Below are 25,149 nucleotides of genomic sequence, written 5' to 3'. Positions count from 1 at the left end.
CAGCCCGATCAGAGCGAGCGGCGCATGACGTCGAGCACGGCCGCCTCGTCGGGCAGCGCCTGGAACGGGTCGCCCGACGCGAAGATCCGCACCTGGAGCACCGCCTGGTGCAGCAGCATCTCGAGCCCGTGCACGACCGTGCCGCCGGCCTCCAGCCACTGCGACACGAGCCGCGTGGGCCACGGGGCGTAGGCCACGTCGAACAGGGTCGCGCGGCGCAGGGCGGCGGATGCCTCGACGCCCGGGTCCGCGCCGCCGGGCAGCGTGCTCACCACGAGGTCGGCCTCCTCGAGCGTCGCGAGGTCGGCGATCGGACGCACCTCGACGGCCAGCCCGAGCCGCGCGCCGAGTTCGGCGACGGACCCGCCCGCCCCGGGCCGCCGCAGCAGCACCTGCACGCTCGCGGCGCCGAGCTCGGCCATGGCCGCGAGGGCGGACGCCGCGGTCGCTCCCCCGCCGACGAGGACGCCGTGGCGGATCCGGTCGCATCCGGCCTCGCCGAGGGCGCGCACGATTCCGCCGACGTCGGTGTTGAACCCCCGGCGCACGCCGTCGGCGAGCAGCACCGTGTTCGCCGCGTTCGTCAGCGTCGCGAGCTCGTCGACCTCGTCGAGCAACGGCAGCACGTCCTGCTTGAGCGGCATCGTGAGCGAGAGCCCGCGCCACGACGCGTCGCGTGTGTCGAGGAACGCGCGCAGCCCGGCGCCGTCGAGCTCGATCGCGGTGTACTCCCAGTCGAGCCCGAGCAGGTCGTACGCGGCGCGGTGCAGCGCGGGGCTCTTCGAGTGCGCGATCGGGGAGCCCAGCACCGCGAGGCGGCGCCGGTCACTGGCCATAGTCGGGGTGATCCTCGAGCCACTGGTAGAACTGCTCGGCCGCGGCCTCGTGCTCCTCGATGGTCGTCGTGAACACCGTCTCGCCGGTCTCGGGGTTCACCGTCACGAAGTACAGCCACGGTCCGTCGGCGGGGGTCAGCGCGGCCTGGATCGCCTCGGCGCCCGGGTTGCCGATCGGGCCGGGCGGCAGTCCCTGATGCACGTAGGTGTTGTAGGGGTTGCTCGCGTCGGCGCGCTCCGCGTCGGTGGTCGTGACGACGGAGTTGTCACCCGTGCCGTAGTGCACGGTCGAGTCGAACTGCAGCAGCATCCCCTGGTCGAGGCGGTTCTGGATGACCCGCGAGACCTTCGTGAAGTCCTGCGGCAGGCCCTCGCGCTGGATGAGCGACGCGATCGTCGCCACGCGGAGCCGGTCGTCGGGCGCGACGCCCGCCGCGTCGTAGGCGGCGATGCCGTTGGCGACCATCGTCTGCACGACCTCCTGGGCCGTGACGCCCGGGTTGAAGGTGTAGGTCGCCGGGAACAGGAAGCCCTCGACGCTCGTGGCCCCGGCCGGCAGGCCGAGCGCCTGCGGGTTCGCGGCCGCGGCTTGGAGGTCCTCGATGGGGATCTGCAGCACCGCCGAAGCCTCGGCGAGGGCGTCCCTCGCCCAGGTGCCCTCCGTGATCAGCAACGTGTTCTCGAGCTTGTTCGCCGGGTCCATGAGGGCGTCGAGGGCGGCCTGCGCGCTCATCTCCTCGGCGAGCGCGTAGGCGCCGGGGTGGAATTCCGGGTCCGTCGGCTGTTCGAGCAGGAGGTCGTAGAAGGCGTCGTACGAGGCGGTCACGCCGGCGTCGACGAGGTTCTCGGCGACGTCCGAGCCGGTGTCACCGGCGTGGATCACGAACATGACCTCGCCGGTGCCCGATCCCGTGTAGTCGGCCGCCGGCGTGAATCGCTCGATGACCGCGTTGATGGGACCCTGCAGGAAGAAGAAGGCGCCGACCGCGAGCGCGGCGACGACGAGGAGCCCCACGAGGCATCCCCACGGCCCGCGCCGCCGGGTGCGGGCGTGCTCGGGGTCGTGGTCGTGGTAGTCGGGTGCCGCGGCGGCGCGGCGCTCGGCGCGCGACGGCTTGCGCGGCTCGTACACCTCGGGCTCGGGCTCCTCGAGCGCCCGCCGTTCCGCCTCGCGCGCCTCGCGGCGGGTCATCGGCTGGCCGCCGGCTCGGCCGGCGCGCGAGGCCGGCGTCGGCCCGGTGGCCGCGCCGCCGCCGGCGACGTCGGGGGTCTCTCCGGCGAGCAGCGCGTGCCAGTCCGTGGCATCGCCCGGCGCGGAGCCGCGCGGCTCGGGGGGAAGGTGGGTCACAGGGGGGACGACCCTTCGTCTGTCGTGACCAGGCGTCCGGGCTCGGTGCCCGACGCCCGTTCCGTGTCGATGGCGTGTTGCAGAATGATAACGGCTGCGACTTGGTCGACGATGGGACGCTGGCGGCGACTCGACTTCCCCGACGCGCGCAGGGCCTGCTGCGCGCTCACGGTCGAGAGCCGTTCGTCGACGAGCCGCACCGCCGCGCCGGCCGCCGCGAGCCGCCCGGCGAAGGCCACCGCGTCGTCGGTCGACGCCGTCGGCGCGCCCGACAGCGAGAGCGGATTGCCCACGACGAGCTCGATCGCGCCGAACTCCTCGGCGAGCTCGAGGATGCGGCGGACGTCGGCGTCGCCGTCGGCGTCGCGCGCGACCGTTTCGACGGGCACGGCGAGCAGCCCGCCGGCGTCGCATCGGGCGACGCCGATCCGGGCTCGCCCGACGTCGATGCCGAGCCTCGCTCCGGGGCGCATGGGACTACCGGCCGAGCTCGCGCTTCACCGCGTCGAGGGCCGCCGGGATGGCGGACACGTCGTTGCCGCCGCCCTGTGCGAGGTCGGGCTTGCCGCCTCCGCCGCCGCCGAGCGCCGTGGCCATCGCCTTCGCGAGCGGCCCGGCGTTCGCGCCGGCATCCCGCGCGGCCGGCGAGGTGGCCACGATCGCGACGGGCTTGCCGCCGACGTCGGCCGCGAGCGCCACGACGGATGCCGCGTCGCCGAGCTTCGACCGCACGGCCGTCGCGAGCGAGCGCAGCTCGTCGCCCGAGCCGAGGCGACCGACCGTCTCGGCCACGAGGAGCACGTCGCCGGTGCGCACCGCGTTCGCGGCGAGGGCGGGGACGCGGTCGCTGAGCGCCCGCGCCTCGAACTGCGCGATCTTCTTCTCGGCGGACTTCAGGCTCGCCACGAGCTCGCCGACGCGGTCGACGAGCAGCTCGGGTCGCGTCTTCAGGCTCGTGCTGAGCTCGTTCACGAGCGCGCGCTCGGCGGCGAACCGCTGGAACGCCTCGCGGCCGACGAGCGACTCGACGCGGCGGTTGGACGCGCCGACCGACGACTCGCCGACGATGTTGATCATGCCGATCTCGGAGCTCGAGACGACGTGGGTGCCCGCGCAGAGCTCGCGGGACCACGGTCCGCCGATGTCGACGACGCGCACGACGTCGCCGTACTTCTCGCCGAACAGCGCCATGGCGCCGAGCGACTTCGCCTCGTCGAGGGTCATCTCGCGGGTCTGCACCGGCAGGTTGTCGCGGATCGCGTTGTTGGAGATCTCCTCGATCTCGCTGCGCGTCTCGGGTGAGAGGGCGGCGTTCCAGCCGTAGTCGAGTCGCAGGTAGCCGGCCTTGTTGAACGAGCCGGACTGGTGCGCGGTGGGGCCGAGCACCTGGCGCAGGGCCGCGTGCACGATGTGCGTGCCCGAATGCGCCTGCGTCGCCCCGCGACGGTAGTCCTCGTCGACGAGCGTGGTGGCGTGCTCGCCGACCGCGACCTCGCCCGACGTGACCTTCACGGTGTGGCTGATGAGCCCCTTCACCGGCTTCTGCACGTCGAGGACCTGGAGCTCGAAGCCGTCTCCGACGATGCGACCCTGGTCGGGCGCCTGACCGCCGGACTCCGCGTAGAGCGAGGTCTCGGCGAGGATGACCTCCGCGGTCTGGCCCGCCGTCGCGACGGGCACCGGGTGCCCGTCGACGATGATGCCGAGCACGGTCGATTCGGTCGAGAGCTCGGTGTATCCGGTGAAGATGGTCTCGCCCTTGGCGCGGAAGTCGCTGTAGACCGACAGGTCGGCGAGCACCTTCTTCTTCGACTTGGCGTCGGCCTTCGCGCGCGTGCGCTGCGCCGTCATGAGCTCGTCGAACGCGCCGCGGTCGACGGAGAGCCCGGCCTCCTCGGCCATCTCGAGCGTGAGCTCGATCGGGAAGCCGTAGGTGTCGTGCAGCAGGAACGCGGTGTCGCCCGCGAGCTCCTCGCGGCCCGACTGCTTGGTCGACGCCACCGCGCCGTCGAGGATCGACGTGCCCGCCGCGAGCGTGCGCAGGAACGTCTCCTCCTCGCCGAGCGCGAGCTGCTCGATGTGCGCGTAGTCGCGCGCGACCTCGGGATACGCCGCCTTCATGGCGTCGCGGGACGCCGCGAAGAGCTCGCGGAAGGTCGGCCCCTCGACGCCGAGCAGGCGCATCGCCCGGATCGTGCGGCGCAGCAGGCGACGCAGGATGTAGCCGCGGCCCTCGTTCGACGGGCTCACGCCGTCGCTCATGAGCATGAGGGCGGAGCGCACGTGGTCGGCGATGACGCGCATCCGCACGTCGTCCTCGTGGTCGGCGCCGTACCGGTGACCCGAGAGCTCGGCGGCCCTGTCGAGCACGGGACGCACCTGGTCGATCTCGTACAGGTTGTCGACGCCCTGCTTGATGAAGGCGACGCGCTCGAGCCCCATGCCGGTGTCGATGTTCTTCTTCGGCAGCTCCTTCACGATGCGGAAGTCGGTCTTCGACTTCACGTCGTCGATGAGGTACTGCATGAACACGAGGTTCCAGATCTCGACGTAGCGGTCGTCGTCGGTGGCGGGGCCGCCGTCGATGCCGTACGCGGGGCCGCGGTCGAAGAAGATCTCCGAGCACGGGCCGGCCGGGCCGGGCTGGCCGGTGTGCCAGTAGTTCGTGTCCTTGTCGAGGCGCTGGATGCGCTCGTCGGGCAGGCCGGCGACCTTCTTCCAGAGCTCGATGGCCTCGTCGTCGTCCTTGTAGACGGTGACCCAGAGGTCCTTCGGCTCGAAGCCGTAGCCGCCCTCGGCCTCGGGCGTCGTCAGCAGCTCCCAGGCGAGGCTGATCGCCCCCTCCTTGAAGTAGTCGCCGAACGAGAAGTTGCCGTTCATCTGGAAGAACGTGCCGTGCCGGGGGGTCTTGCCGACCTCCTCGATGTCGTTCGTGCGGATGCACTTCTGCACGCTCGTCGCTCGCGGGTACGGCGGCGGCACGAGTCCCGTGAGGTACGGCACGAACGGCACCATGCCGGCCACCGTGAAGAGCAGCGTCGGGTCGTCGGAGACGAGCGAGGCGGAGGGCACGACGGTGTGGCCGCGCGCGGCGAAGAAGTCCAGCCAGCGCTGGCGGATGTCTGCGGTCTGCATGGTTCCGTTCTGGTTCAGCGGCCCGATCGGCCGCGGCGAGTCCTGGAGCCGGCGGTCAGCCGACGGCGGGCCGCTCGTCCTGCGCGCGGAGCTCGGCGTCGCGCTCGTGGTAGCCCTCGGCGATCGCCTTCCCGAATGCGCGGGCCTTCGCGTCGATCGAGGAGAAGAACTCCTGGCCCTGCTTGGTCTGGTTGAGCTGGTGCGCGGCGACGAAGCCGGCCGCGACGCCGATGGCGAACCACACGATGCTCTTCACGAAGTGCTCCTCTGCCCGATGCGTGCCGCGGGAGTCCCGCTCGGCACTCGATCCAGTCTAGTGGCGTCGGATGCCGCGGCAGCAGGCCGCGGCGCCCGCGATCGGCGCCTCCCGGGAACGCGACAGGGGCCGCGGGAGGATCCCCGCGGCCCCTGTCGGACGGTGTCCGCCGATCAGCGAGCGGCGTAGTACTCGACGACGAGCTGCACGTCACAGGTCACGGGGACCTCGGCGCGCTTCGGGCGACGCGAGAGCGTGGCCTGGAGCTTGTCGAGCTCCACGTCGAGGTAGCCCGGGAGCTTGGGGAGCACGTCGACGTGGCCGCCGGCCGCGGCGACCTGGAACGGCTCGGTGCCCTCGGAGCGCTGCTTGACGCCGATGACCTGGCCCGGCTTCACGCGGAAGGAGGGACGGTCGACGATCTTGCCGTCGACGAGGATGTGGCGGTGCACCACGAACTGGCGGGCCTGCGCGATGGTGCGGGCGAAGCCGGCGCGCAGCACGAGCGCGTCGAGGCGCATCTCGAGCAGCTCGACGAGGTTCTCACCCGTCAGGCCGTCGGTGCGGCGGGCCTCGTTGAACGCGATGCGGAGCTGCTTCTCGCGGATGCCGTACTGGGCGCGGAGGCGCTGCTTCTCGCGGAGGCGCACGGCGTAGTCGGAGTCCTGCTTGCGCTTGGTGCGGCCGTGCTCGCCGGGAGCGTACGGGCGCTTCTCCATGTACTTGGCGGCCTTCGGGGTGAGGGCGACGCCGAGCGCGCGGGAGAGACGGGTCTTGCTACGTGACTGGTTCGACACAAGTGTCCTTTCGGAAGAATCTCAAGTTCGATTTCACGGCGCACGGTCGCGCCGGAAGTCCGTGTCAGAGGGATTCGCCAAGGGTGGATCGGCTACAGATCGCACCCGTTCGCCGGTGACCCTCTCGCAGCCGCGCTCGAGGATCTGGCTTCAGGCCAACGGACATGCTATCACGGACGGCCGCTCACGACGCGCGCGGCGCGCCCCCTCCTGCGCCGGGGTTCGCAGGGCGTCAGCGCCCGCCGCGCACGATGCGCCGGAGCTTCGCGAGCCGCGCCGAGACCTCGCGCTCGTTGCCGTGCTCGGTGGGCTCGTAGTACGTCGCACCGCGCAGCTCGGTGGGCAGGTACTCCTGGGCCACGACGCCGATCGGATCGTCGTGCGGGTAGACGTAGCCCTTGCCGTGGCCGAGTCGCTTGGCGCCCGGGTAGTGCGCGTCGCGGAGGTGCTTGGGGACGCGCCCCGCGCGACCCTCGCGCACGTCGGCGATGGCCCGATCGATGCCGAGGTAGGCCGCGTTCGACTTCGGCGCGGTGGCGAGGTGCACGACCGCCTGCGCCAGCGGGATGCGTCCCTCTGGCATGCCGATGTACTGCACGGCGTCGGCCGCGGCGACCGCGACGCCGAGCGCCGTGGGGTCGGCCATCCCGATGTCCTCCGAGGCGAGCACGATGATGCGCCGGGCGATGAACCGCGGATCCTCGCCGGCCTCGATCATGCGCGCGAGGTAGTGCAGCGCGGCGTCGACGTCGCTGCCGCGCACCGACTTGATGAACGCGCTGATGACGTCGTAGTGCTCGTCGCCGTTGCGGTCGTAGCGCAGCAGCGCGCGATCGACGGCCCGGGCCACGACCTCGGCGGTGATGACGGGCTTCGCGGCCGCGGCATCCGCCGACTCGACGTCGTCGTCGCCGGCCGCCTCGGCCTCGGCATCGGCGGCATCGCCGTCGGCGGCGGGTGCGGCCCGGGACGCGGCCTGGCTCGCCGCGACGGATGCCGCCTCGAGCGCAGTGAGGGCACGACGCGCGTCTCCCGAGGCCAGCCGGATGATCGCGGCGCGCGCCTCGGCCTCGAGCTCGACCGCCCCCGCGAGGCCGCGCGGATCGGCGAGGGCACGATCGACGAGCACGCCGAGGTCGTCGTCGGTGAGGAGCTCGAGCGTGAGCAGGAGCGAGCGCGACAGGAGCGGCGAGATGACCGAGAACGACGGGTTCTCGGTGGTCGCGGCGACGAGGATGACCCACCCGTTCTCGACGCCCGGGAGCAGTGCGTCCTGCTGCGCCTTCGTGAAGCGGTGGATCTCGTCGAGGAAGAGCACGGTGGAGAGGCCGTAGAGGTCGCGCGAGGCGCGCGCCTCCTCCATCACCTGCCGCACGTCGCGCACCCCGGCCGTGACCGCGGAGAGCTCGACGAACTTGCGGCCCGAGGAGCGCGCGATGGCCTGCGCCAGCGTGGTCTTGCCCGTGCCCGGTGGGCCCCACAGGATGACGGACACCGAGCCCGACTCACCGCTGCGGTCGCCCGCGAGCGCCACGAGCGGCGACCCGGGGGTGAGCAGGTGGCGCTGCCCCGCGACCTCGTCGAGGCTCGTCGGCCGCATGCGCACGGCGAGCGGGGTCGCGCCGGAGCGCAGCCCCGGGCTGGAGTCCACCATGCCGTCCAGCGTAGCCGCGGCATCCGACACCACCGCCGTGCCGCCGCCCGCGCGAGCACCCGCGCGCGCACCCGCCCGCCCGCGCGATTGGTGCCGACGGCGGCGCGTTGCGTAGAGTCGGCACGCAGGAGTCCCGAGAAGGAGCATGCGTGGCATCCAACGACCGTCAGGCGCGTGAGGAACGCGCCCGCCTCCGCACGTACCAGGCGCGCCAGGAGGTCCATGTCCGCAAGCAGCGCCGCCGCGTCCGGGACAACGTGATCGCGGTCGTGTCCCTCGTCGTCGTCCTGGCGCTCGCGACCGCCGCGCAGCTCTTCTTCTTCAGCGGCGGCCCCGGCACGCCGGTCGCCGAGCCGACGGAGACCCCGACGGCGACGCCCACGCCGCCCGCCGGCGAGAACCAGGGCGACGTGCCGTCGCCCGACCTCGCCGAGGGACGCACCTGGACGGGCACCCTCACGCTCAACGACGTCCCCCTCGGCGTCGAGCTCGACGGCGAGGCGGCACCGCAGGCGGTCGCGAGCGAGATCAGCCTCATCCAGTCGGGCTTCTACGACGGCACGAGCTGCCACCGCCTCACGCGCGAGAACATCTGGGTGCTGCAGTGCGGCGACCCGGCCGGCGACGGTACGGGCGGCCCCGGCTACAGCTACGGCCCCGTCGAGAACGCGCCCGAGGACGGCCTCTACCCCGCCGGCACCATCGCGATGGCGCGGCAGATGGGCAACGCCTACAGCCAGGGCAGCCAGTTCTTCCTCGTCTACGAGGACACGCAGCTCACTCCCGACGAGGCCGGCGGCTACACCGTCATCGGCCGCGTGACGAGCGGACTCGACGAGCTGAAGTCGGGCATCACGGACGCCGGAACGGCCGACGGCGCCACCGACGGAGCGCCCGCCGTTCCGGTGACGATCACCGGGTTCACGATCCAGTGACGACCCCGCGCCGCCCGATGGCGGTGCAATAGGCTTGATGCCGTCAACGCCGCCCATGGGCGGCATCCGACCACGACAGGGTGAGGCCCGTGACCGATTCAGAGCAGCAACCGTGGGGCCGCGTCGACGAGACGGGTACCGTCTTCGTGCGGACGAGCGACGGCGAGCGGGAGGTCGGCCAGTACCCCGACGCGACGCCTGAGGAGGCCCTCGCGTACTTCGAGCGCAAGTACGCCGACCTCGCCGGCCAGGTCGGCCTGCTCGAGCAGCGCGTCCGTCGCGGTGCACCTGCGGCGGATGTCTCGAAGGCCGTCGCGAGCCTGCGCGAATCGGTCGCCGGCGCGAACGCCGTGGGCGACCTCGAGTCCCTCTCCCGTCGGCTCGAGGCGCTCTCGGGCACCACGAAGGAGCTCACCGAGCAACAGCAGGCCGAGGCGAAGGCCGCGCTCGCCGACGCGATCGCCGAGCGCACGCGCATCGTCGAGCAGGCCGAGGCGCTCGCCGCTCAAGACCCCGCGAAGACCCAGTGGAAGCAGGCGACCGCCGAGCTCGACGCCCTCTTCGCGAGCTGGCAGCAGCACCAGCAGGAGGGGCCGCGCCTGCCCAAGAACGAGGCCAACGAGCTGTGGAAGCGATTCCGCACCGCCCGTTCGACCATCGAGCAGCACCGCAAGGCGTTCTTCGCCGAGCTCGATGCCGCACACCGCGACGTCCGCGCCCGCAAGCAGCAGCTCATTGAACGCGCAGAGGCCCTCGCGCCGCGCGGCGCCGACGCCGTCGGCGACTACCGCGCCCTGCTCGACGAGTGGAAGCAGGCCGGCCGCGCCGGCAAGAAGGTCGACGACGCCCTGTGGGCGAAGTTCAAGGCCGCGGGCGACGTGCTGTTCCAGGCGAAGGCCGAGATCGACGCACAGGAGGACGAGGCCTACCGCGCCAACCTCACCGAGAAGCTCGCGCTCCTCGAAGAGGCCGAGAAGCTCCTGACGGAGACCGATCCGAAGCAGGCCCGCACCGCGCTCAACCGCATCCAGCGCAGCTGGGACGACATCGGCCGCGTGCCCCGCGACCAGGTGCGCCCGGTCGAGGACCGCCTGCGCAAGGTCGAGACGCACGTGCGCTCGCTCGAGGACGAGCGCTGGCAGCGCGAGGACCCCGAGAAGAAGGCACGCTCCGAGGGCATGGTCGGGCAGCTGCAGGACGCGATCGCGAAGCTCGAGGCCGAGCTCGCCGCGGCCGAGGCGTCCGGCGACCAGCGCGCGGCCGCGGAGGCGCGCGAGGCACTCGACGCGCGTCGGTCGTGGCTGAAGGCGGTCGGCGGCTAGGACCGACGACTCGTCCGTCCCCGGCGCTCGCGCGAGCCCGTTCTCCACAGCGCGCCCGCGTGCGGGCAGTCGGCGTGATCGGATGCCGCAGCATGGCCTCATGGCCAGGCTCCCACCGGTGCTCGACACCCACGACCTCCCGCTCGCCGAGCTGTGCGCGGCGCGCCTCGACGGCGAGCTCTTCGCGATCGACGACGGCTGGGCGCCGCTCGACGAGCCCGACCTGCCTGCATTCCGAGCCGCGGTCACCGCGTTGCGTGCGCCGCGCTCGCTCGTGATCGAACGGATGTCGGCGGCGTGGGTGCACGGCGCGATCGTCGCTCCCCCGCCGGTCGCCCAGTTCTGCGTCCCGCTCAAGGCTCGCATCGCGGTGATCGGCGATCATCGCGCCCAGGTGCGCGAGGTGCGCATCGACGACGACGAGATCATGCGGTTCGGCGGCGTGCCGTGCACGACACCCGTGCGCACCGCGTTCGACCTGCTCCGCGATCCGGGGCTCGACGACGACGACATCGTCGCCGCGGTCGCATCGCTCGCGGCGTCGCATCCGCGGCTCGCCGCCGACGTGCGCGACCGCTTCGATGCCGCGCCCCGGATACCGCACAAGGCGACGGCGCTCGTGCGCCTCGGTCGAGCCGGGCAGTCGATGCGCTCGGGCGATTCGGATGCGGCCTAGCCGTCGCTGACGCGGTAGACGTCGTAGACGGCGTCGATGCGCCGCACCGCGTTGAGCACGCGGTCGAGATGCGTGGTGTCGCCCATCTCGAACACGAAGCGGCTGAGGGCGAGTCGGTCGGTCGACGTCGAGACGTTCGCCGACAGGATGTTCACGTGGTGCTCCGAGAGCACCCGGGTCACGTCGGAGAGCAGCCCCGCCCGGTCGAGCGCCTCGATCTGGATCTGCACGAGGAACACGCTCTTCGAGCTCGGCGCCCACTCCACCTCGATCATGCGCTCGGGCTCGCGCATCAGCGCCTGCACGTTGTGGCAGGCCGCCTGGTGCACCGAGACGCCCGAGCCGCGCGTGATGAAGCCGACGATCTCGTCGCCAGGCACGGGCGTGCAGCACCGGGCGAGCTTCACGAGGATGTCGGGGGCGCCGCGCACGAGCACGCCCGAATCGCTGTTGCGCGGGAGCGGGCGCGAGCGTGTGGAGATCGGGATGTCGGGCTCGTCGTCGCCTTCGTCGACGTCGCGCACGAGCGCGACGACCTTCTCGATCACGGACTGCGTCGAGACGTGCCCCTCGCCCACTGCGGCGTAGAGCGACGACACGTCGTCGTACTTCAGCAGCGCCGCGACCTCCGCGAAGGACTCCTGGCTCATGAGCTTCTGGAGCGGCAGGTTCTGCTTGCGCATCGCCCGTGCGATCGCATCGCGGCCCTGCTCGATGGCCTCGTCGCGACGCTCCTTGGTGAACCACTGCCGGATCTTGTTGCGGGCGCGAGGGCTCTTGACGAACGTGAGCCAGTCCTTGCTCGGGCCGGAGTCGGGGTTCTTCGACGTGAACACCTCGACGACGTCGCCGCTGTTGAGCTCGCTCTCGAGCGGCACGAGGCGCCCGTTCACCTTGGCCCCCATGGTGCGGTGGCCGACCTCGGTGTGCACCGCGTACGCGAAGTCCACCGGCGTCGCGCCGGCGGGCAGGCCGATGACGCGGCCCTTCGGCGTGAAGACGTAGACCTCCTTCGCGCCGATCTCGAACCGCAGCGAGTCGAGGAACTCCCCCGGGTCGGCGGTCTCGGCCTGCCAGTCCGAGATGTGCGCGAGCCAGGCCATGTCGGTCTCGTGCGCGCTCGCGCTGTCGGTGGCGCGGCCCGAGTTCATCCGCTCCTTGTACTTCCAGTGCGCGGCGACGCCGTACTCGGCGCGCTGGTGCATGTCGTGCGTGCGGATCTGGATCTCGACCGCGCGGCCCTTCGGCCCGAGCACGGTGGTGTGCAGCGACTGGTAGAGGTTGAACTTCGGCGTGGCGATGTAGTCCTTGAAGCGGCCGGGCAGCGGGGTCCAGCGCGCGTGGATCGACCCGAGCACGGCGTAGCAGTCGCGCACCGAGTTGACGAGCACCCGGATGCCGACGAGGTCGTAGATCTCGTCGAAGTCGCGGCCGCGCACGATCATCTTCTGGTAGATCGAGTAGTACTGCTTCGGCCGGCCCATGACCTTGCCGCGGATGCGCGCCGCCTTGAGGTCCTCGTTCACGAGGTCGATCACGGTCTGCACGAACTCCTCGCGCTGCGGCGTGCGCTGCTTCACGAGGCTCTCGATCTCGGCGTAGAGCTTCGGGTAGAGCACGGCGAACGAGAGGTCCTCGAGCTCCCACTTGATGGCCTGGATGCCGAGCCGGTGCGCGAGCGGCGCGTAGATCTCGAGCGTCTCGGTGGCCTTGCGCGAGGCGGACTCCGCGGGGACGAAGCCCCACGTGCGCGCATTGTGCAGCCGGTCGGCGAGCTTGATGATGAGCACGCGGATGTCCTTCGACATCGCGACGATCATCTTTCGGACGGTCTCGGCCTGCGTGGAGTCGCCGTACTTGACCTTGTCGAGCTTCGTGACCCCGTCGACGAGCATCGCGATCTCGTCGCCGAAGTCGTGGCGCACCTCGTCGAGCGTGTAGGCGGTGTCTTCGACGGTGTCGTGCAGGAGCGCCGCGGCGACGGTCTTCGGGCCGATGCCGAGGTCGGCGAGGATCTGCGCGACCGCGATGGGGTGCGTGATGTACGGCTCGCCGCTCTTGCGCTTCTGCCCCTCGTGCGCCCGCTCGGCGACCGTATAGGCACGTTCGATGAGCCCGAGATCGGCCTTCGGGTGGTGCATCCGCACCGTGCGCATGAGCGTGTCGACGGCTCCCGACGGCTGCGCCTTCGAGAAGATCCGAGGCACGAGGCGGCGCAGCGAAGCGGTCGAGTTGACTCCCGCCTCAGTCATGCGCGCACCTCCAAGACTCAATTATCGCCGCTTCGAGGTGTGCTCCGTGCCGCTCTCGCCCGAGGCGAACATCAGGCCGGCGTGGGCAGGGCCCCCGCGGTCTCGGCGGTCGCACCGCCGGCCCGCTCGCGCTCCTTCAGCACCTTCTGGTCGTGGCGCTTGATCGCCGGCTCGCCCTCGCGCAGCTGCGAGTAGAGCGGCGCCGCGATGAACACGGTCGACCACGTGCCGACGAGGATGCCGATCAGCAGCGCGAGCGAGATGTCGCGCAGCGTGTCGGCGCCGAGCACGCCCGCACCGATGAAGAGGATGGCCGCGACCGGGAGCGCCGCCACGACGCTCGTGTTGATCGAGCGCACCAGGGTCTGGTTCACGGCGAGGTTCACCGACTCGGCGAACGTCCTCCGTGACTCGGGTCCGGCGTCCTCGGCCGTGTTCTCGCGGATCTTATCGAACACCACGACGGTGTCGTAGAGCGAGTAGCTGAGGATCGTGAGCACGCCGATGGTGGCGGCGGGACTGATCTCGAAGCCGACGGCGGCGTAGATGCCGACGGTGGCGATGAGGTCGCCGATGAGCGCGAGGATCGCCGCCAAGGACATCTTCCACGTTCGGAAGTACAGCGCCATGATGATCGCGGCGAGCAGGACGAACGCGATGAGGCCGACGAGCGCCTGCCTCGTGACATCCGCACCCCAGCTCGGGCCGATGAACGAGGACGTGACCTCGGACACCGGCACGTCGTAGGCCTCGGCCAGCGCCGAGGCGACCTCGAGCGACTCCGACTGCTCGAGTTGCTCGGTCTGCACGCGCACGCCGTCGCCGCCCACGATCGTGACATGCGAGACGGCACCGGGCACGACCGACGCGACCGCGTCGCTGGCCGGCTGCGTGGTGGCGTTCTCGACGCCCGCGATCTGGAACTGGGATCCGCCGCGGAACTCGATGCTGAAGTTCACGCCCCGCAGCAGCGGGATGGCGATCGTCAGGATGATGATCACGCCCGCGATCAGGTACCACTTCTTGCGGCCGCCGACGAAGTTGAACGAGCGCTTGCCGGTGTAGAGGTCGTTGCCGAATTGGGTGAGTCGGTTGGCCATCAGGACTCCTTGCCTTCGCTCGACCCGGTGCCGACGCCCGCGGTGGCCTTGCGTTCTGCGATGGTCTGGCGCTTCTGCGCCTCCTTCGAGCTCGACGCGACCTTGCTCGCGGGGACCGCGACCGGCTTGCGGAACTCCGCACGACCGCGGTAGACCGCGCCCAGTGCGTTCGGGTCGAGGCCCGACCAGGGGTTGCCGCTCGAGAAGAACCTCGTCTGCGCGAGCAGCTGCAGCATCGGGTGCGTGAACAGGATCACGACGACCACGTCGATGATCGTGGTGAGACCCAGGGTGTAGGCGAAGCCCTTCACGCTGCCGACCGCGAGGATGAACAGCACGACGGCGGCGAGCAGGTTGACGCCCTTCGACGCGAGGATCGTGCGGAACGCGCGCTTCCATCCGGCTTCGACCGCGCCGACCAATGGTCGGCCGTCGCGCAGCTCGTCTCTCACGCGCTCGAAGTACACGATGAACGAGTCGGCGGTGAAGCCGATCGCGACGATGAGGCCCGCGATGCCGGCGAGCGAGAGGCGGTAGCCCTCGCGCCACGACAGGATCGTGATCGACAGGTACGTGATGAGGCCGACGATGACGAGCGACGCGATCGTGACGCTGCCGAGTGCCCGGTATTGGAACAGCGTGTAGATGACGACCAGGATGAGGCCGATGAGGCCCGCGATGAGGCCGGACTGCAACTGCGACGTTCCCAGCGTGGCCGAGATCGTGTCGGACGACTGCACCGTGAAGCTGATCGGCAGGGCGCCGAACTTCAGCTGGTCGGCCAGCGACTTCGACGACTCCTGCGTGAAGCTGCCCGTGATCTGCGGGCGACCGTCGGTGATGACGCCGTTCATCGAGGGAGCCGTGAGCACCGCGCCGTCGAGCACGAACGCGAACTGGTCGCGCGGCGTCTGGCCCTGCAGGCCGTAGAGGCGCGTCGAGACCTCGGCGAAGTCGCTCGTGCCCTGGTCGTCGAACTGGATGTTCACGGCCCACTGGCCGGTGTTCGCACCGGTCTGGGTCTGGATCATGCCGTTCGTGGCGTCGACGATGTTCTCACCGCTGGCCTCGACCGGGCCGAGGAGGTACTTCGCGGTGCGCGACACGTCGCACGTGACGAGCGGTTCGTCGGCGGGAGCGACGTTCGTGGCCGCCTCGTCGAGCGTCGAGCAGTCGAAGTTGTCGAACTCGTCCTGGAGGGCGGGCGTGATCCACGCGGGGTCGCTGCCGTCGGTCGGCTCCGCCGTGGGCGTGTCCGAGAGCTCCTCGGCGGGCTCGGTGGGCGCTGGGCTCTCGGTGGAGTCGATCGCCTGGTTCGTCGCGGCATCCGCGAGCAGCACCGCTCGCAGTTCGAGCTTGGCGGACGACTCGATGCGCGCACGCGTCTGGTCGTCGAGCTCGCCCGGGATGCGGACGACGACGTTGGAGCCCTCGGTGTTGATCTCGGCCTCGGCCACGCCGGAGGCGTCGACGCGCTGGCGGATGATCGACACCGCCTGGTCGAGCTGCTCCTGCGAGACGGATGCGCCGGTCTCGACTTTGGGCTCGAGGATGATCTGCGTGCCGCCCTCGAGGTCGAGGGCGAGCTTCGGTGTCCACGAGCCGTTGCCCCAGATCACGCCGGCGGCGTTGATCGCGAAGAGTCCGACGATGATGACGCCGAGCCAGGTGAGCGATCGCCAGGCCTTGCGAACGGGGGTCGGCCGCGATGACCGCTTCGATGGTGCAGCCACGTGTTCTGCTTTCTGTGCCGGAGCCCGCGCGACACCGCGCGGGCCGAGCCTCGGGTGGGAGCCTTAGTCGTCCGACTTCTTGGTGTCGGGCGTCTCGTCGCTGGGCGTGTCCTCGACGCGCTCGCCGTACTCGGGCTCGCCGTCGGCGTCCGCCGGGCCGACCTCGGTCGCGGCAGCGACCGCCGCGGGCTCCACCACGCGCGCGATCGTCTGGCGGTGCACCGTGAGCACCGTGCCGGGCGAGGTCTCCAGGAGGACCTGGTTCTCGTCCTCGTCGATGGACAGGATGGTTCCGAAGACGCCGAAGTTGGTCATCACCTTCGCCCCCGGCTGGACCTTCGACTGCAGCTCCTGCTGCTCCGTCCGGCGCTTGCGCGAGTTGCGGAACATGAAGAAGATCAGCACCGCCAGGACGGCGAGCATGATGATAGTGAACGGATCGAACGTCATGAGGGGGAGGAACCTTCCGGTGTGCGGGGAACCGCACGAAGTCGACGGCGGTGAGGACGAAACCTCAATGGATTATAGGTCATCGATCGGAAGGGTCGCTGCGCCCTGGGGAGCGCTCTCCGACAGTCCGAAGTGACGCCATGCCGCGGGGGTCGCGACCCGACCGCGGGGGGTGCGCGTGATGAGCCCGATGCGCACGAGGAAGGGCTCGACGACCGCCTCGATCGTCTCGGCCTCCTCGCCCACGGAGACCGCGAGCGTGTTCAGCCCGACCGGCCCCCCGCCGAACCGGGTGAGGATCGTCTGCATCACCGCACGGTCGAGCCGATCGAGTCCGAGCGCGTCGACGTCGTAGAGGTCGAGCGCGGCCCGCACCGCCTCGACGTCGGCCCCGGCGGCACGCCGCCCCGAGCCCGTCGAGGCATGCACGAGCGCGTAGTCGCGGACGCGCCGCAGCAGCCGGTTGGCGATGCGGGGCGTGCCGCGGCATCGCCCGGCGATCTCGGCGAGGGCCTCGCGGTCGATGGCCAGCCCGAGCATCGACGCCGCGCGCTCGAGCACCTGCTCGAGCTCGGCCTGGTCGTAGAACTCGAGGTGCGCCGTGAAGCCGAATCGGTCGCGGAGCGGGTTCGGCAGCAGGCCGGCGCGCGTCGTGGCGCCGACGAGCGTGAACGGCGCGAGGTCGAGCGGCACCGAGGTGGCACCCGCGCCCTTGCCGACCATGATGTCGATGCGGAAGTCCTCCATGGCGAGGTACAGCATCTCTTCGGCCGACCGGGCCATGCGGTGGATCTCGTCGATGAAGAGCACCTCGCCGGGCACGAGCGAGCTGAGGATCGCCGCGAGGTCGCCCGCGTGCTGGATCGCCGGCCCGCTCGACATGCGCAGGGGCCGGCCGCCCTCGTGCGCCACGATCATGGCGAGCGTCGTCTTGCCGAGCCCGGGCGGGCCTGCGAGCAGGATGTGGTCGGGCGTGCGCTGCTGCAGCGTGGCCGCCGTGAGCAGGAGCTGCAGCTGCCCTCTGACCCGGGTCTGCCCGACGAACTCGGCGAGGCTGCGGGGACGCAGCGCGCCCTCGAACGCGAGCTCGGCCTCGGACGCGAGCACCGGGTCGGTGAGGTCGAGGTCGCGGTCGGCGTCGTCGACGCCGCTCACGTCGCGGCCGCTCATCGGGCCCGACCCGCCTGCTGCGCCGGGCCGAGCCGGGCGAGCGTGAGCCGCAGCAGCGCGGGCACGGATGCCGCGTCGGCATCGGATGCCTCGGCCACCGTCTCCTCAACGGCCTCGGCGGCCACCTTCTCGGACCAGCCCAGCCCCGTGAGCGCGGCGAGCACGTTCTCGGCCGCACCCCCGCGCGCCACGGGCACGGGAGCCGACGGCGTGGCACGAGGAGCGACGAGCTTGCCCGCGAGCGACACCGTGATGAGCTTCGCGGTCTTGGGGCCGATGCCGCTGACCTTGCGGAACACCGCGTCGTCGTCGTGCTGCACGGCGGTCGCGACCTGCTCGGGCGAGAGCGCCGAGAGCACGCCGAGCGCCGACTTCGGGCCGACGCCGGTGACGCCGATGAGCAGCTCGAACACGTCGAGCTCGTCGCGCGTGCCGAAGCCGAAGAGCGTCAGCGCGTCTTCGCGCACGATGAGGCTCGTGTGCACCGTGATCTCGTCGCCCTCTCGACTGGCCAGTGCGAGCGCGGGCGTGGCGTTGACGTGGAACCCGACACCGCCGACCTCGATCACGACCGAGCTGCCGGCCGCCGTGAGCACGCGGCCGCGGAGAGAGGAGATCACTCCTTCACCCTACGGGCCGCCCCCGACACGGCGGCGGAGCGCTCCGCGGCGAGCCATGCGCGCTGTGCGGGCGTGAGTGCGGCGTCGTCGGCCGGACCGCGGCGTGAATCGGCCACGGCCTCCCCCGCCGCCCCGCCGGTGCGCCAGGCGTGGCAGATCGCCAGCGCGAGGGCGTCCGCGGCATCCGCCGGCTTCGGCACCTGCTCGAGGCCGAGGATGCGGGCGACCATCGCGCCCACCTGCGCCTTGTCGGCGCGGCCGTACCCGGTGATCGCGGCCTTCACCTCGCTCGGCGTGTGGAGCGCCACGGGCAGCGCGCGCCGCGCGGCGATGAGCATGGCGACGCCCGAGATCTGGGCGGTGCCCATGATCGTCGACACGTCGCTGCGGGCGAAGACCCGCTCGAGCGCGACCGCCTGCGGCCGGTGCTCGTCGACGATGGCCTCGAGCCCGTCGGCGATGCGCGCGAGCCGTCGCGGCGTGTCGAGGTCGGCGGGCGACCGCAGCACCACGACGTCGACGAGCCGCGCCGTGCGATTCGGCTCGACATCGACCACGCCCACGCCGCAGCGCGTGAGCCCAGGGTCGATGCCGAGCACGCGCACGGCGATCGGCCTAGTCCTCGTCCTCGAGCTCCGCCTGCACCTCGCGGCTCAGGTCGAAGTTGCTGTACACGTTCTGCACGTCGTCGCTGTCCTCCAGCGCGTCGATGAGGCGGAACACCTTGCGCGCCGTGTCGGCGTCGATCTCGACCTTGAGGTTCGGCACGAACTCCACGTCGGCCGACTCGTAGTCGAGCCCGGCCTCCTGCAGCGCCTTGCGGACCGCGACCATGTCGGACGGGTCGGTGATGACCTCGAAGCCCTGGGCGTGCGGCTCGATCTCCTCGGCGCCGGCCTCGAGGGCGGCCATCATGACGTCGTCCTCCGTCGTGCCCTCGCCCGAGACGACGATGACGCCCTTGCGGGTGAAGTTGTAGGCGACAGAACCCGGGTCGGCGAGGGTGCCGCCGTTGCGGCTGAGCCCGGTGCGCACCTCGGCCGCCGCGCGGTTCTTGTTGTCGGTCAGCACCTCGACCATCATGGCGACGCCCGACGGACCGTACGCCTCGTAGGTGATGCTCTGGTACTCGACCGCCTCGCCGCCGATTCCGGCGCCGCGCTTGATGGCGCGGTCGATGTTGTCGTTCGGCACCGAGGTCTTCTTGGCCTTCTGCACGGCGTCGTACAGGGTCGGGTTGCCGTTGAGGTCGGCGCCGCCCATCTTGGCGGCGACCTCGATGTTCTTGATGAGCTTGGCGAAGGACTTCGCGCGACGTGCGTCGATGACGGCCTTCTTGTGCTTCGTCGTGGCCCACTTGGAATGCCCGGACATGCTGCTCCTGGTTCGGCTTCTCGGCGGGTCCGCCCGCCGACATCCCATTCTAGGCCAGCCCCCGGCTGGGCCCCGGGCGGCTGGCGGATGCCGCGCCATCGCGCTCCGGCCTCCCCGGCCGCTGCTCGGGACGCCCGCGTCCGCCGAGCAGCTTCGCCAGCGTGCGCAGGTTGCGGTTCGTCGTGGTCGGCTTGAACCGGGCCTTCGCGAGCACCTTCGCGAACGGGGTGTCGACCGTCGTGCCCTTCACCGGGTTCCAGTACACGACGCCGTCGCCGCGCCGGATCGGGTCGACGTCGGGGTCGGTCTCGCCCGCGGTGTCGAGCAGGTCGTCGAGCGCGGATGCCTCGGACGCGAACACGACCCACGGCTGGCGCGAGGCGTCGTCGGCGTCGAACGGGAAGGCCTCGATGACCCGCTCGAGCTCGTCGCGCGTGACGAGCACGATCCACGCCTCGTAGCCGAAGCGCTCGCCGAGGGCCCGCTCGAGGTCGCGCTTCAGCGCGGCGGCATCCGTGCGCTCGCTGTCGAAGGCGACGTTGCCGCTCGCGAGCACGGTGCGCACCTCGTCGAAGCCGAGCGACTCGACGAGCTCGCGGAGGTCGGCCGAGCGGATGGTGATGCCGCCCACGTTGACGCCCCGGAGCAGTGCGATGTAGCGGGTCATGTCCCGAGTGTATGGGGCTCCCCCGTCACACGAACGGGCCGCGATTCCGGTCGGCGCGTCACGGGATCGGTGGGACCGGGCGCCCGTCGTAGAGCTCGTCCATCGCGCGCTCGTGCCGGCGCTTCAGCAGCAGCGTGTACAGCAGGCGCACCGGGGCGGGGAGGTTCTGCTTCATCCAGGCCGGTCGCTCGTCCTCGGGGATCGTCGCGATCATCAGGCCGAACTGGATCGCCATCACGTCGCGCGGCAGCTCCTTGCGTGCCTCCTGGATGCCGGTGCGGGCGTGCTCGCCCATCTCGTCCCACTCCGACTGGGTGAGCACGGAGCCGGCGACCGGGAGGATCTCGTCCTCCTCGCGCCCGAGGTGGCCGACGAGCGTGTCCCGCACCCGTTCGACCCCGTCGGCGAGCCGGTCGCGCGTCGCGGCGTCCGCCGACGCACGCCACGGCTCGACGAGCGGTTCGACCTCGCGGAGCTCGGCGGCCACCTGCGCGTGCTGCGTGCGCATCAGCTCGACGTGGGGGGCGCAGCCCGGCGATCGCTCGACGAGGCGGTCCCACAGCACGACGTCCTCGGTCTCGTGGTGCAGGTGCAGCGCGAAGAAGTCCATCGACGCGTAGTCCGCGACGACGTCGGCGCGATCGACGTCGCCGTCGTCGACGTCGCGCACCAGCCCTGGCAGCTCCCGGTACAGCCAGCGGAGGATGCGGTGCACCTGGATGAGGTCGGACGTGTCGCATCCGAGCGGCTCGCCGGCAGGACGCGGCTCAGACGAGCTCGGCAGTTTCGTGACCACGGGGCACCCCGTTCCCGCGCCGCTCCCGATCCCGTCGCTGCGCCCGGCGCGGCGCTGCTCCGGGCGGACGTGACGCAGGGGGGCTACGCGCGGTCCCGGGTCACCCGCATCGGGGTTACCCCCGATTCCGCGACGGACCTCGGGAGCATGCCGTCAGGCGCTCGCCCGGTCGGCGATCCGGTCGCGGACCTTGCGGAGGAAGTACGCGTGGAAGCGGTACTCGCCGTTGATCTCGGGGTGGAAGCTCGTGCCGAGCAGGTCCCCCTGCTCGACCGCGACGACCCGGCCGTCGGGGATCGTCGCGAGCGCCGTCGCAGCGGGACCGACCGACTCCACCACCGGCCCCCGGATGAACACGGCGTGCACGGGCGCGTCGCCGAGCGCCGGGACCTCGAGGTCGGTCTCGAACGACTGGTTCTGCGAGCCGAAGGCATTGCGGCGCACGACGACGTCGAGGCCGCCGAGCGACTCCTGGCCGGCGATCGCGTCCAGCACGGTGTCGGCGAGCATGATGAGCCCGGCGCAGGTGCCGTAGACGGGCATGCCGTCGGCGATGCGCGCCTTCAGCGGCTCGGCGAGTCCGTAGGCGCGCGACAGCTTGTCCATGACGGTCGACTCGCCGCCGGGGATGACGAGGCCGTCGATGGCGTCGAGCTCCTCGGGACGGCGCACGAGCGAGACGTGCGCGCCGAGGCGCGACAGCACATGCGCATGCTCCCGGAAGTCGCCCTGCAGTGCGAGGACCCCGACGCGGGGGCCGGCCGACGCCGGCTCCCCCGCGTCGAGCGACTCGCTGCGGAGGGTGGTCACCAGCCGCGCTCGGCCAGGCGGTGCGGCGCCGCCAGGTCGCCGACGTTGATGCCCACCATGGCCTCGCCGAGGCCGCGCGACACGTCGGCGATGACCGACGGGTCGTCGTAGAACGTGGTGGCCTTCACGATGGCCGCTGCGCGCTGCTCGGGGTTGCCCGACTTGAAGATGCCCGAGCCGACGAACACGCCGTCGGCGCCGAGCTGCATCATCATCGCGGCATCCGCCGGCGTGGCGACGCCGCCCGCGGTGAAGAGCACGACCGGCAGCTTGCCGGTCTCGGCCACCTCGAGCACGAGCTCGTACGGCGCCTGCAGCTCCTTCGCGGCGACGTAGAGCTCGTCGCGCGTCATCGACTTCAGCTGGTTGATCTCGGAGGTGATCTTGCGGATGTGCTTCGTGGCCTCGGAGACGTCGCCGGTGCCGGCCTCGCCCTTCGACCGGATCATGGCCGCGCCCTCGTTGATGCGGCGCAGCGCCTCGCCGAGGTTGGTGGCGCCGCAGACGAACGGCGTGTTGAACGCCCACTTGTCGATGTGGTTCACGTAGTCGGCGGGCGAGAGCACCTCGGACTCGTCGATGTAGTCGACGTCGAGCGCCTGCAGCACCTGCGCCTCGACGAAGTGGCCGATGCGCGCCTTCGCCATGACGGGGATCGAGACCTCGGCGATGATCGCCTCGATGAGGTCGGGGTCGCTCATGCGGGCGACACCGCCCTGTGCACGGATGTCGGCGGGCACGCGCTCGAGCGCCATGACCGCGACGGCGCCGGCGTCCTCGGCGATGCGGGCCTGCTCGGCGGTGACGACGTCCATGATGACGCCGCCCTTCAGCATCTCGGCGAGGCCGCGCTTCACGCGGCTCGAGCCGGTCTCGGCAGTGCTCATCTGGGGGTTCCCTTCGGTGGAGGACGCGTGTTCACGCAGGCTCTCGGCCAATGCGAGCGCTTGGCCTAGGCCAAACGGTAGCATGGACCGCGACCGACCCGAAGAGGAGCCATGGACCGCGACCTGACCCTCGAGATCTCCGGCCGCGCGGCCGCCGACATCGCCGCCAGCGTGCGCGCCCTGATCGAACGCGGTGCCCTGCAGCCGGGCCAGGCGCTGCCGCCCGTGCGCACGTTGGCCGACACCCTCGGCGTGAACCGCAACACCGCCGTCGCGGCGTACCGGCAACTCACCCGGGCCGGCGTCGTCGTCACGCGCGGGCGCGGCGGCACGCATGTCGCCGACCGCTCCGCCGTGCCGCAGGAGGGCTTCGCCGCCGACAGCGTGCTCCGCGACGTCGCGACCGGCAACCCCGATCCCGACCTCATCCCCGACCCGTCACGCGCACTCGCCCGCATGGCGGGTCGTCCCGTGCTGTACGGCGAGCCCGTCATCGATCCCGGGCTCGAGCAGTGGGCGCAGTCCTGGATGCGCTCGGACCTCGCACCCGAGGAGCTCCGGCTCACCATCACGAGCGGCGCGGCCGACGCCGTCGAGCGGCTCCTCGCGCAGGCGCTCGTGCGCGACGACGCGGTGGCGCTCGAGGACCCGTGCTTCCTCACGAGCATCCACACGGTGCGGGTCGGCGGGTACCGCGCGGTGCCGGTGCCGGTCGACGAGGAGGGCATGACGGTGGAGGGCCTGCGCACTGCCCTCGACCAGGGCGTCCGCGCCATCGTGTGCACGCCGCGGGCGCAGAATCCCACGGGCGCGAGCCTCACCGAGGCCCGCGCCGAGGAGCTGCGCGCCGTGCTGCGGGCCCATCCCTACGTCCTCGTCATCGAGGACGACCACTTCTCGATGCTGTCCCGCCGTCCGTTCCACTCCCTCATCGGTCCCGATCACCGGCGCTGGGCGCTCGTGCGCTCGGTCTCGAAGTTCCTCGGCCCCGACATGTGCCTCGCCGTGACGGCGTCCGACCCCGACACCGCGGAACGGCTCGCGATGCGGCTCACCCCGGGCACCACCTGGGTGAGCCACCTGCTGCAGCGCCTGGTGCTCGCGCTCGTGACCGACCCCGAGGTCGTCGCCGGGATCGAGGCGGCCGGCGCGCACTACGCCGACCGCAACCGTGCGTTCGCCGAGCGACTGACCGCGCTCGGGATCCACGCTGCGGCCGGCGACGGGCTCAACCTCTGGGTCGCGCTGCCGGTGCCGGCCCGCGACGTATCGGAGCAGCTCATGCGGCGCGGCTGGCTCGCTCGACCTGGCGACGCGTTCGTGCTCGCCGACGCGCCCGCCGCACGGCGGCTGCGGCTCACCGTGCACGACCTCGGCGCCACCGATGCCGAGCGCCTCGCCGCCGACATCGCGGCCGCCGTCCGGGCCGCGGGTGGACGGCTCGTCACTGCCGGGATGCGATGATCGACCGGTGAAGGTCCTCTCGATCCAGTCCGCCGTCGCCTACGGGCACGTCGGCAACTCGGCCGCCGTGTTCCCGCTCCAGCGCATCGGCGTCGAGGTCATGCCCGTCTACACGGTCAACTTCTCCAACCACACGGGCTACGGCGAATGGCGCGGCCCGCTCATCGATCCCGACGACGTGCGAGCCGTGATCACGGGCATCGATGAGCGCGGCGCCTTCCCGCAGGTCGACGTCGTGCTCTCGGGCTACCAGGGCGGCGAGGGCATCGCCGACGTCATCCTCGACGCGGTGGCCCGCGTCAAGGCCGCGAACCCGTCGGCCATCTACGCGTGCGACCCGGTCATGGGCAACGCGAAGTCCGGATGCTTCGTGGCGCCGGCGATCCCGGTGCTGCTGCGCGACCGCGTGGTGCCCGCCGCCGACCTCATCACGCCGAACCAGTTCGAGCTCGGCTACCTGACGGACACGGAGCCCGACACGCTGGAGTCGACGCTCGAGTCGGTCGACCTGATCCGTGCGACCGGTCCGCGCACCGTGCTCGTGACGAGCGTCGAGCGCCCCGATCGCGAGGAGGGCACGATCGAGATGCTCGCCGTCGACGACTCGGGCGCCTGGATCGCGCAGACCCCGCTGCTGCCCCTGAAGGCGAACGGCTCGGGCGACGTGACCGCGGCGCTCTTCACCGCGCACTACCGGCGCACCGGGGATGCCGCGACGGCACTCACACGCACGACCTCGAGCGTCTTCGACCTGCTCGAGCGCACCCACGCGTCGGGTGAGCGCGAGCTGCAGCTCGTCGAGTCGCAGGAGTCCTACGCCAACCCGCGCATGCAGTTCGCGGTGCGCCAGGTCCGCTGACTCCAGGT

24 protein-coding genes are annotated in these 25,149 nt (G+C 71.4%); 5 read left to right on the top strand and 19 right to left on the bottom strand.

Annotated features, from left to right (window positions below; translation table 11 throughout):
* Positions 1 to 8: 8 nt before the first annotated feature.
* The 7 genes from FYC51_RS16610 to FYC51_RS16580 all read right to left on the bottom strand — a co-directional run bounded on the left by FYC51_RS16610 (position 9) and on the right by FYC51_RS16580 (position 8,026).
* Positions 9 to 836, bottom strand: a complete 828-nt coding sequence (locus FYC51_RS16610; RefSeq protein WP_148734875.1) for a shikimate dehydrogenase — start codon at positions 834 to 836, stop codon at positions 9 to 11.
* Positions 826 to 2,184: an endolytic transglycosylase MltG gene (gene mltG, locus FYC51_RS16605; protein WP_148734874.1), complete on the bottom strand. Its 1,359-nt coding sequence runs from the start codon at positions 2,182 to 2,184 to the stop codon at positions 826 to 828. The genes FYC51_RS16610 and mltG overlap by 11 nt, the downstream gene beginning before the upstream one ends.
* The gene (gene ruvX, locus FYC51_RS16600; RefSeq protein ID WP_148734873.1) at positions 2,181 to 2,657 is read right to left on the bottom strand and encodes a Holliday junction resolvase RuvX; all 477 of its coding nucleotides are present in this window, start codon (positions 2,655 to 2,657) and stop codon (positions 2,181 to 2,183) included. The genes mltG and ruvX overlap by 4 nt, the downstream gene beginning before the upstream one ends.
* A gap of 4 nt (positions 2,658 to 2,661) precedes the next feature.
* Positions 2,662 to 5,319: an alanine--tRNA ligase gene (gene alaS, locus FYC51_RS16595; RefSeq protein ID WP_148734872.1), complete on the bottom strand. Its 2,658-nt coding sequence runs from the start codon at positions 5,317 to 5,319 to the stop codon at positions 2,662 to 2,664.
* A gap of 55 nt (positions 5,320 to 5,374) precedes the next feature.
* Positions 5,375 to 5,575: a hypothetical protein gene (locus FYC51_RS16590; protein WP_148734871.1), complete on the bottom strand. Its 201-nt coding sequence runs from the start codon at positions 5,573 to 5,575 to the stop codon at positions 5,375 to 5,377.
* Positions 5,576 to 5,748: 173 nt separating this feature from the next.
* On the bottom strand, positions 5,749 to 6,372 hold the full coding sequence (rpsD, locus tag FYC51_RS16585; RefSeq protein WP_148734870.1) for a 30S ribosomal protein S4: 624 nt from the start codon (positions 6,370 to 6,372) through the stop codon (positions 5,749 to 5,751).
* A gap of 232 nt (positions 6,373 to 6,604) precedes the next feature.
* The gene (locus FYC51_RS16580; protein WP_148734869.1) at positions 6,605 to 8,026 is read right to left on the bottom strand and encodes a replication-associated recombination protein A; all 1,422 of its coding nucleotides are present in this window, start codon (positions 8,024 to 8,026) and stop codon (positions 6,605 to 6,607) included.
* Between the two features lie 149 nt (positions 8,027 to 8,175).
* On the opposite strand from FYC51_RS16580, the gene FYC51_RS16575 reads away from it, so the two are divergent.
* The 3 genes from FYC51_RS16575 to FYC51_RS16565 all read left to right on the top strand — a co-directional run bounded on the left by FYC51_RS16575 (position 8,176) and on the right by FYC51_RS16565 (position 10,959).
* The gene (locus FYC51_RS16575; RefSeq protein ID WP_148734868.1) at positions 8,176 to 8,961 is read left to right on the top strand and encodes a peptidylprolyl isomerase; all 786 of its coding nucleotides are present in this window, start codon (positions 8,176 to 8,178) and stop codon (positions 8,959 to 8,961) included.
* Between the two features lie 89 nt (positions 8,962 to 9,050).
* Positions 9,051 to 10,283 (top strand): DUF349 domain-containing protein, encoded by a 1,233-nt coding sequence (locus FYC51_RS16570; protein ID WP_148734867.1) that lies wholly within the window; start codon positions 9,051 to 9,053, stop codon positions 10,281 to 10,283.
* 100 nt (positions 10,284 to 10,383) lie between these two features.
* Positions 10,384 to 10,959: a type IV toxin-antitoxin system AbiEi family antitoxin gene (locus FYC51_RS16565; RefSeq protein WP_187432702.1), complete on the top strand. Its 576-nt coding sequence runs from the start codon at positions 10,384 to 10,386 to the stop codon at positions 10,957 to 10,959.
* Here the strand turns inward: FYC51_RS16565 and FYC51_RS16560 are convergent.
* From FYC51_RS16560 to pdxS, 12 genes are all read right to left on the bottom strand, one after another.
* Positions 10,956 to 13,211 carry a RelA/SpoT family protein gene (locus FYC51_RS16560; RefSeq protein WP_148734865.1) on the bottom strand — a complete coding sequence of 752 codons (2,256 nt, stop codon included), beginning with the start codon at positions 13,209 to 13,211 and terminating at the stop codon, positions 10,956 to 10,958. The two genes, FYC51_RS16565 and FYC51_RS16560, sit on opposite strands and share 4 nt — an antisense overlap.
* Before the next feature lie 71 nt (positions 13,212 to 13,282).
* On the bottom strand, positions 13,283 to 14,311 hold the full coding sequence (gene secF, locus FYC51_RS16555) for a protein translocase subunit SecF (protein WP_148734864.1): 1,029 nt from the start codon (positions 14,309 to 14,311) through the stop codon (positions 13,283 to 13,285).
* Positions 14,311 to 16,044, bottom strand: coding sequence for a protein translocase subunit SecD (gene secD / locus FYC51_RS16550; protein WP_238476428.1), 1,734 nt, complete (start codon positions 16,042 to 16,044; stop codon positions 14,311 to 14,313). The genes secF and secD overlap by 1 nt, the downstream gene beginning before the upstream one ends.
* Before the next feature lie 63 nt (positions 16,045 to 16,107).
* Positions 16,108 to 16,467 carry a preprotein translocase subunit YajC gene (yajC, locus tag FYC51_RS16545; protein ID WP_238476427.1) on the bottom strand — a complete coding sequence of 120 codons (360 nt, stop codon included), beginning with the start codon at positions 16,465 to 16,467 and terminating at the stop codon, positions 16,108 to 16,110.
* A 99-nt stretch (positions 16,468 to 16,566) separates the two neighbouring features.
* Positions 16,567 to 17,664: a Holliday junction branch migration DNA helicase RuvB gene (gene ruvB / locus FYC51_RS16540; protein ID WP_148734862.1), complete on the bottom strand. Its 1,098-nt coding sequence runs from the start codon at positions 17,662 to 17,664 to the stop codon at positions 16,567 to 16,569.
* Entirely contained in the window at positions 17,661 to 18,284 is a 624-nt protein-coding gene (ruvA, locus tag FYC51_RS16535; RefSeq protein WP_148734861.1) for a Holliday junction branch migration protein RuvA, read from the bottom strand. Before ruvA ends, ruvB begins: the two co-directional genes overlap by 4 nt.
* Entirely contained in the window at positions 18,281 to 18,889 is a 609-nt protein-coding gene (ruvC, locus tag FYC51_RS16530) for a crossover junction endodeoxyribonuclease RuvC (RefSeq protein WP_187432701.1), read from the bottom strand. The genes ruvA and ruvC overlap by 4 nt, the downstream gene beginning before the upstream one ends.
* Before the next feature lie 10 nt (positions 18,890 to 18,899).
* A complete protein-coding gene (locus tag FYC51_RS16525; RefSeq protein ID WP_148734859.1) occupies positions 18,900 to 19,658 on the bottom strand; it encodes a YebC/PmpR family DNA-binding transcriptional regulator in 759 nt (252 codons plus the stop codon).
* A 49-nt stretch (positions 19,659 to 19,707) separates the two neighbouring features.
* Complete coding sequence (locus FYC51_RS16520) at positions 19,708 to 20,325, bottom strand: DUF1697 domain-containing protein (protein WP_148734858.1); 618 nt, start codon at positions 20,323 to 20,325, stop codon at positions 19,708 to 19,710.
* Positions 20,326 to 20,383: 58 nt separating this feature from the next.
* Complete coding sequence (locus FYC51_RS16515; RefSeq protein WP_187432700.1) at positions 20,384 to 21,121, bottom strand: hemerythrin domain-containing protein; 738 nt, start codon at positions 21,119 to 21,121, stop codon at positions 20,384 to 20,386.
* Positions 21,122 to 21,274: 153 nt separating this feature from the next.
* Entirely contained in the window at positions 21,275 to 21,934 is a 660-nt protein-coding gene (gene pdxT / locus FYC51_RS16510; RefSeq protein WP_420797262.1) for a pyridoxal 5'-phosphate synthase glutaminase subunit PdxT, read from the bottom strand.
* Entirely contained in the window at positions 21,928 to 22,818 is an 891-nt protein-coding gene (pdxS, locus tag FYC51_RS16505; protein ID WP_148734855.1) for a pyridoxal 5'-phosphate synthase lyase subunit PdxS, read from the bottom strand. The genes pdxT and pdxS overlap by 7 nt, the downstream gene beginning before the upstream one ends.
* A gap of 111 nt (positions 22,819 to 22,929) precedes the next feature.
* On the opposite strand from pdxS, the gene FYC51_RS16500 reads away from it, so the two are divergent.
* Together FYC51_RS16500 and pdxY are read left to right on the top strand one after the other, a co-directional pair.
* On the top strand, positions 22,930 to 24,282 hold the full coding sequence (locus FYC51_RS16500; protein ID WP_148734854.1) for an aminotransferase class I/II-fold pyridoxal phosphate-dependent enzyme: 1,353 nt from the start codon (positions 22,930 to 22,932) through the stop codon (positions 24,280 to 24,282).
* Positions 24,283 to 24,289: 7 nt separating this feature from the next.
* Entirely contained in the window at positions 24,290 to 25,141 is an 852-nt protein-coding gene (gene pdxY, locus FYC51_RS16495) for a pyridoxal kinase PdxY (protein WP_148734853.1), read from the top strand.
* Positions 25,142 to 25,149 lie beyond the last annotated feature (8 nt).

Origin of the sequence: Agromyces mariniharenae (assembly GCF_008122505.1) — a bacterium.
In the GTDB taxonomy this organism is placed as follows: Bacteria; Actinomycetota; Actinomycetes; order Actinomycetales; family Microbacteriaceae; genus Agromyces; species Agromyces mariniharenae.
This window is presented reverse-complemented; position numbering and strand designations above follow the sequence as displayed.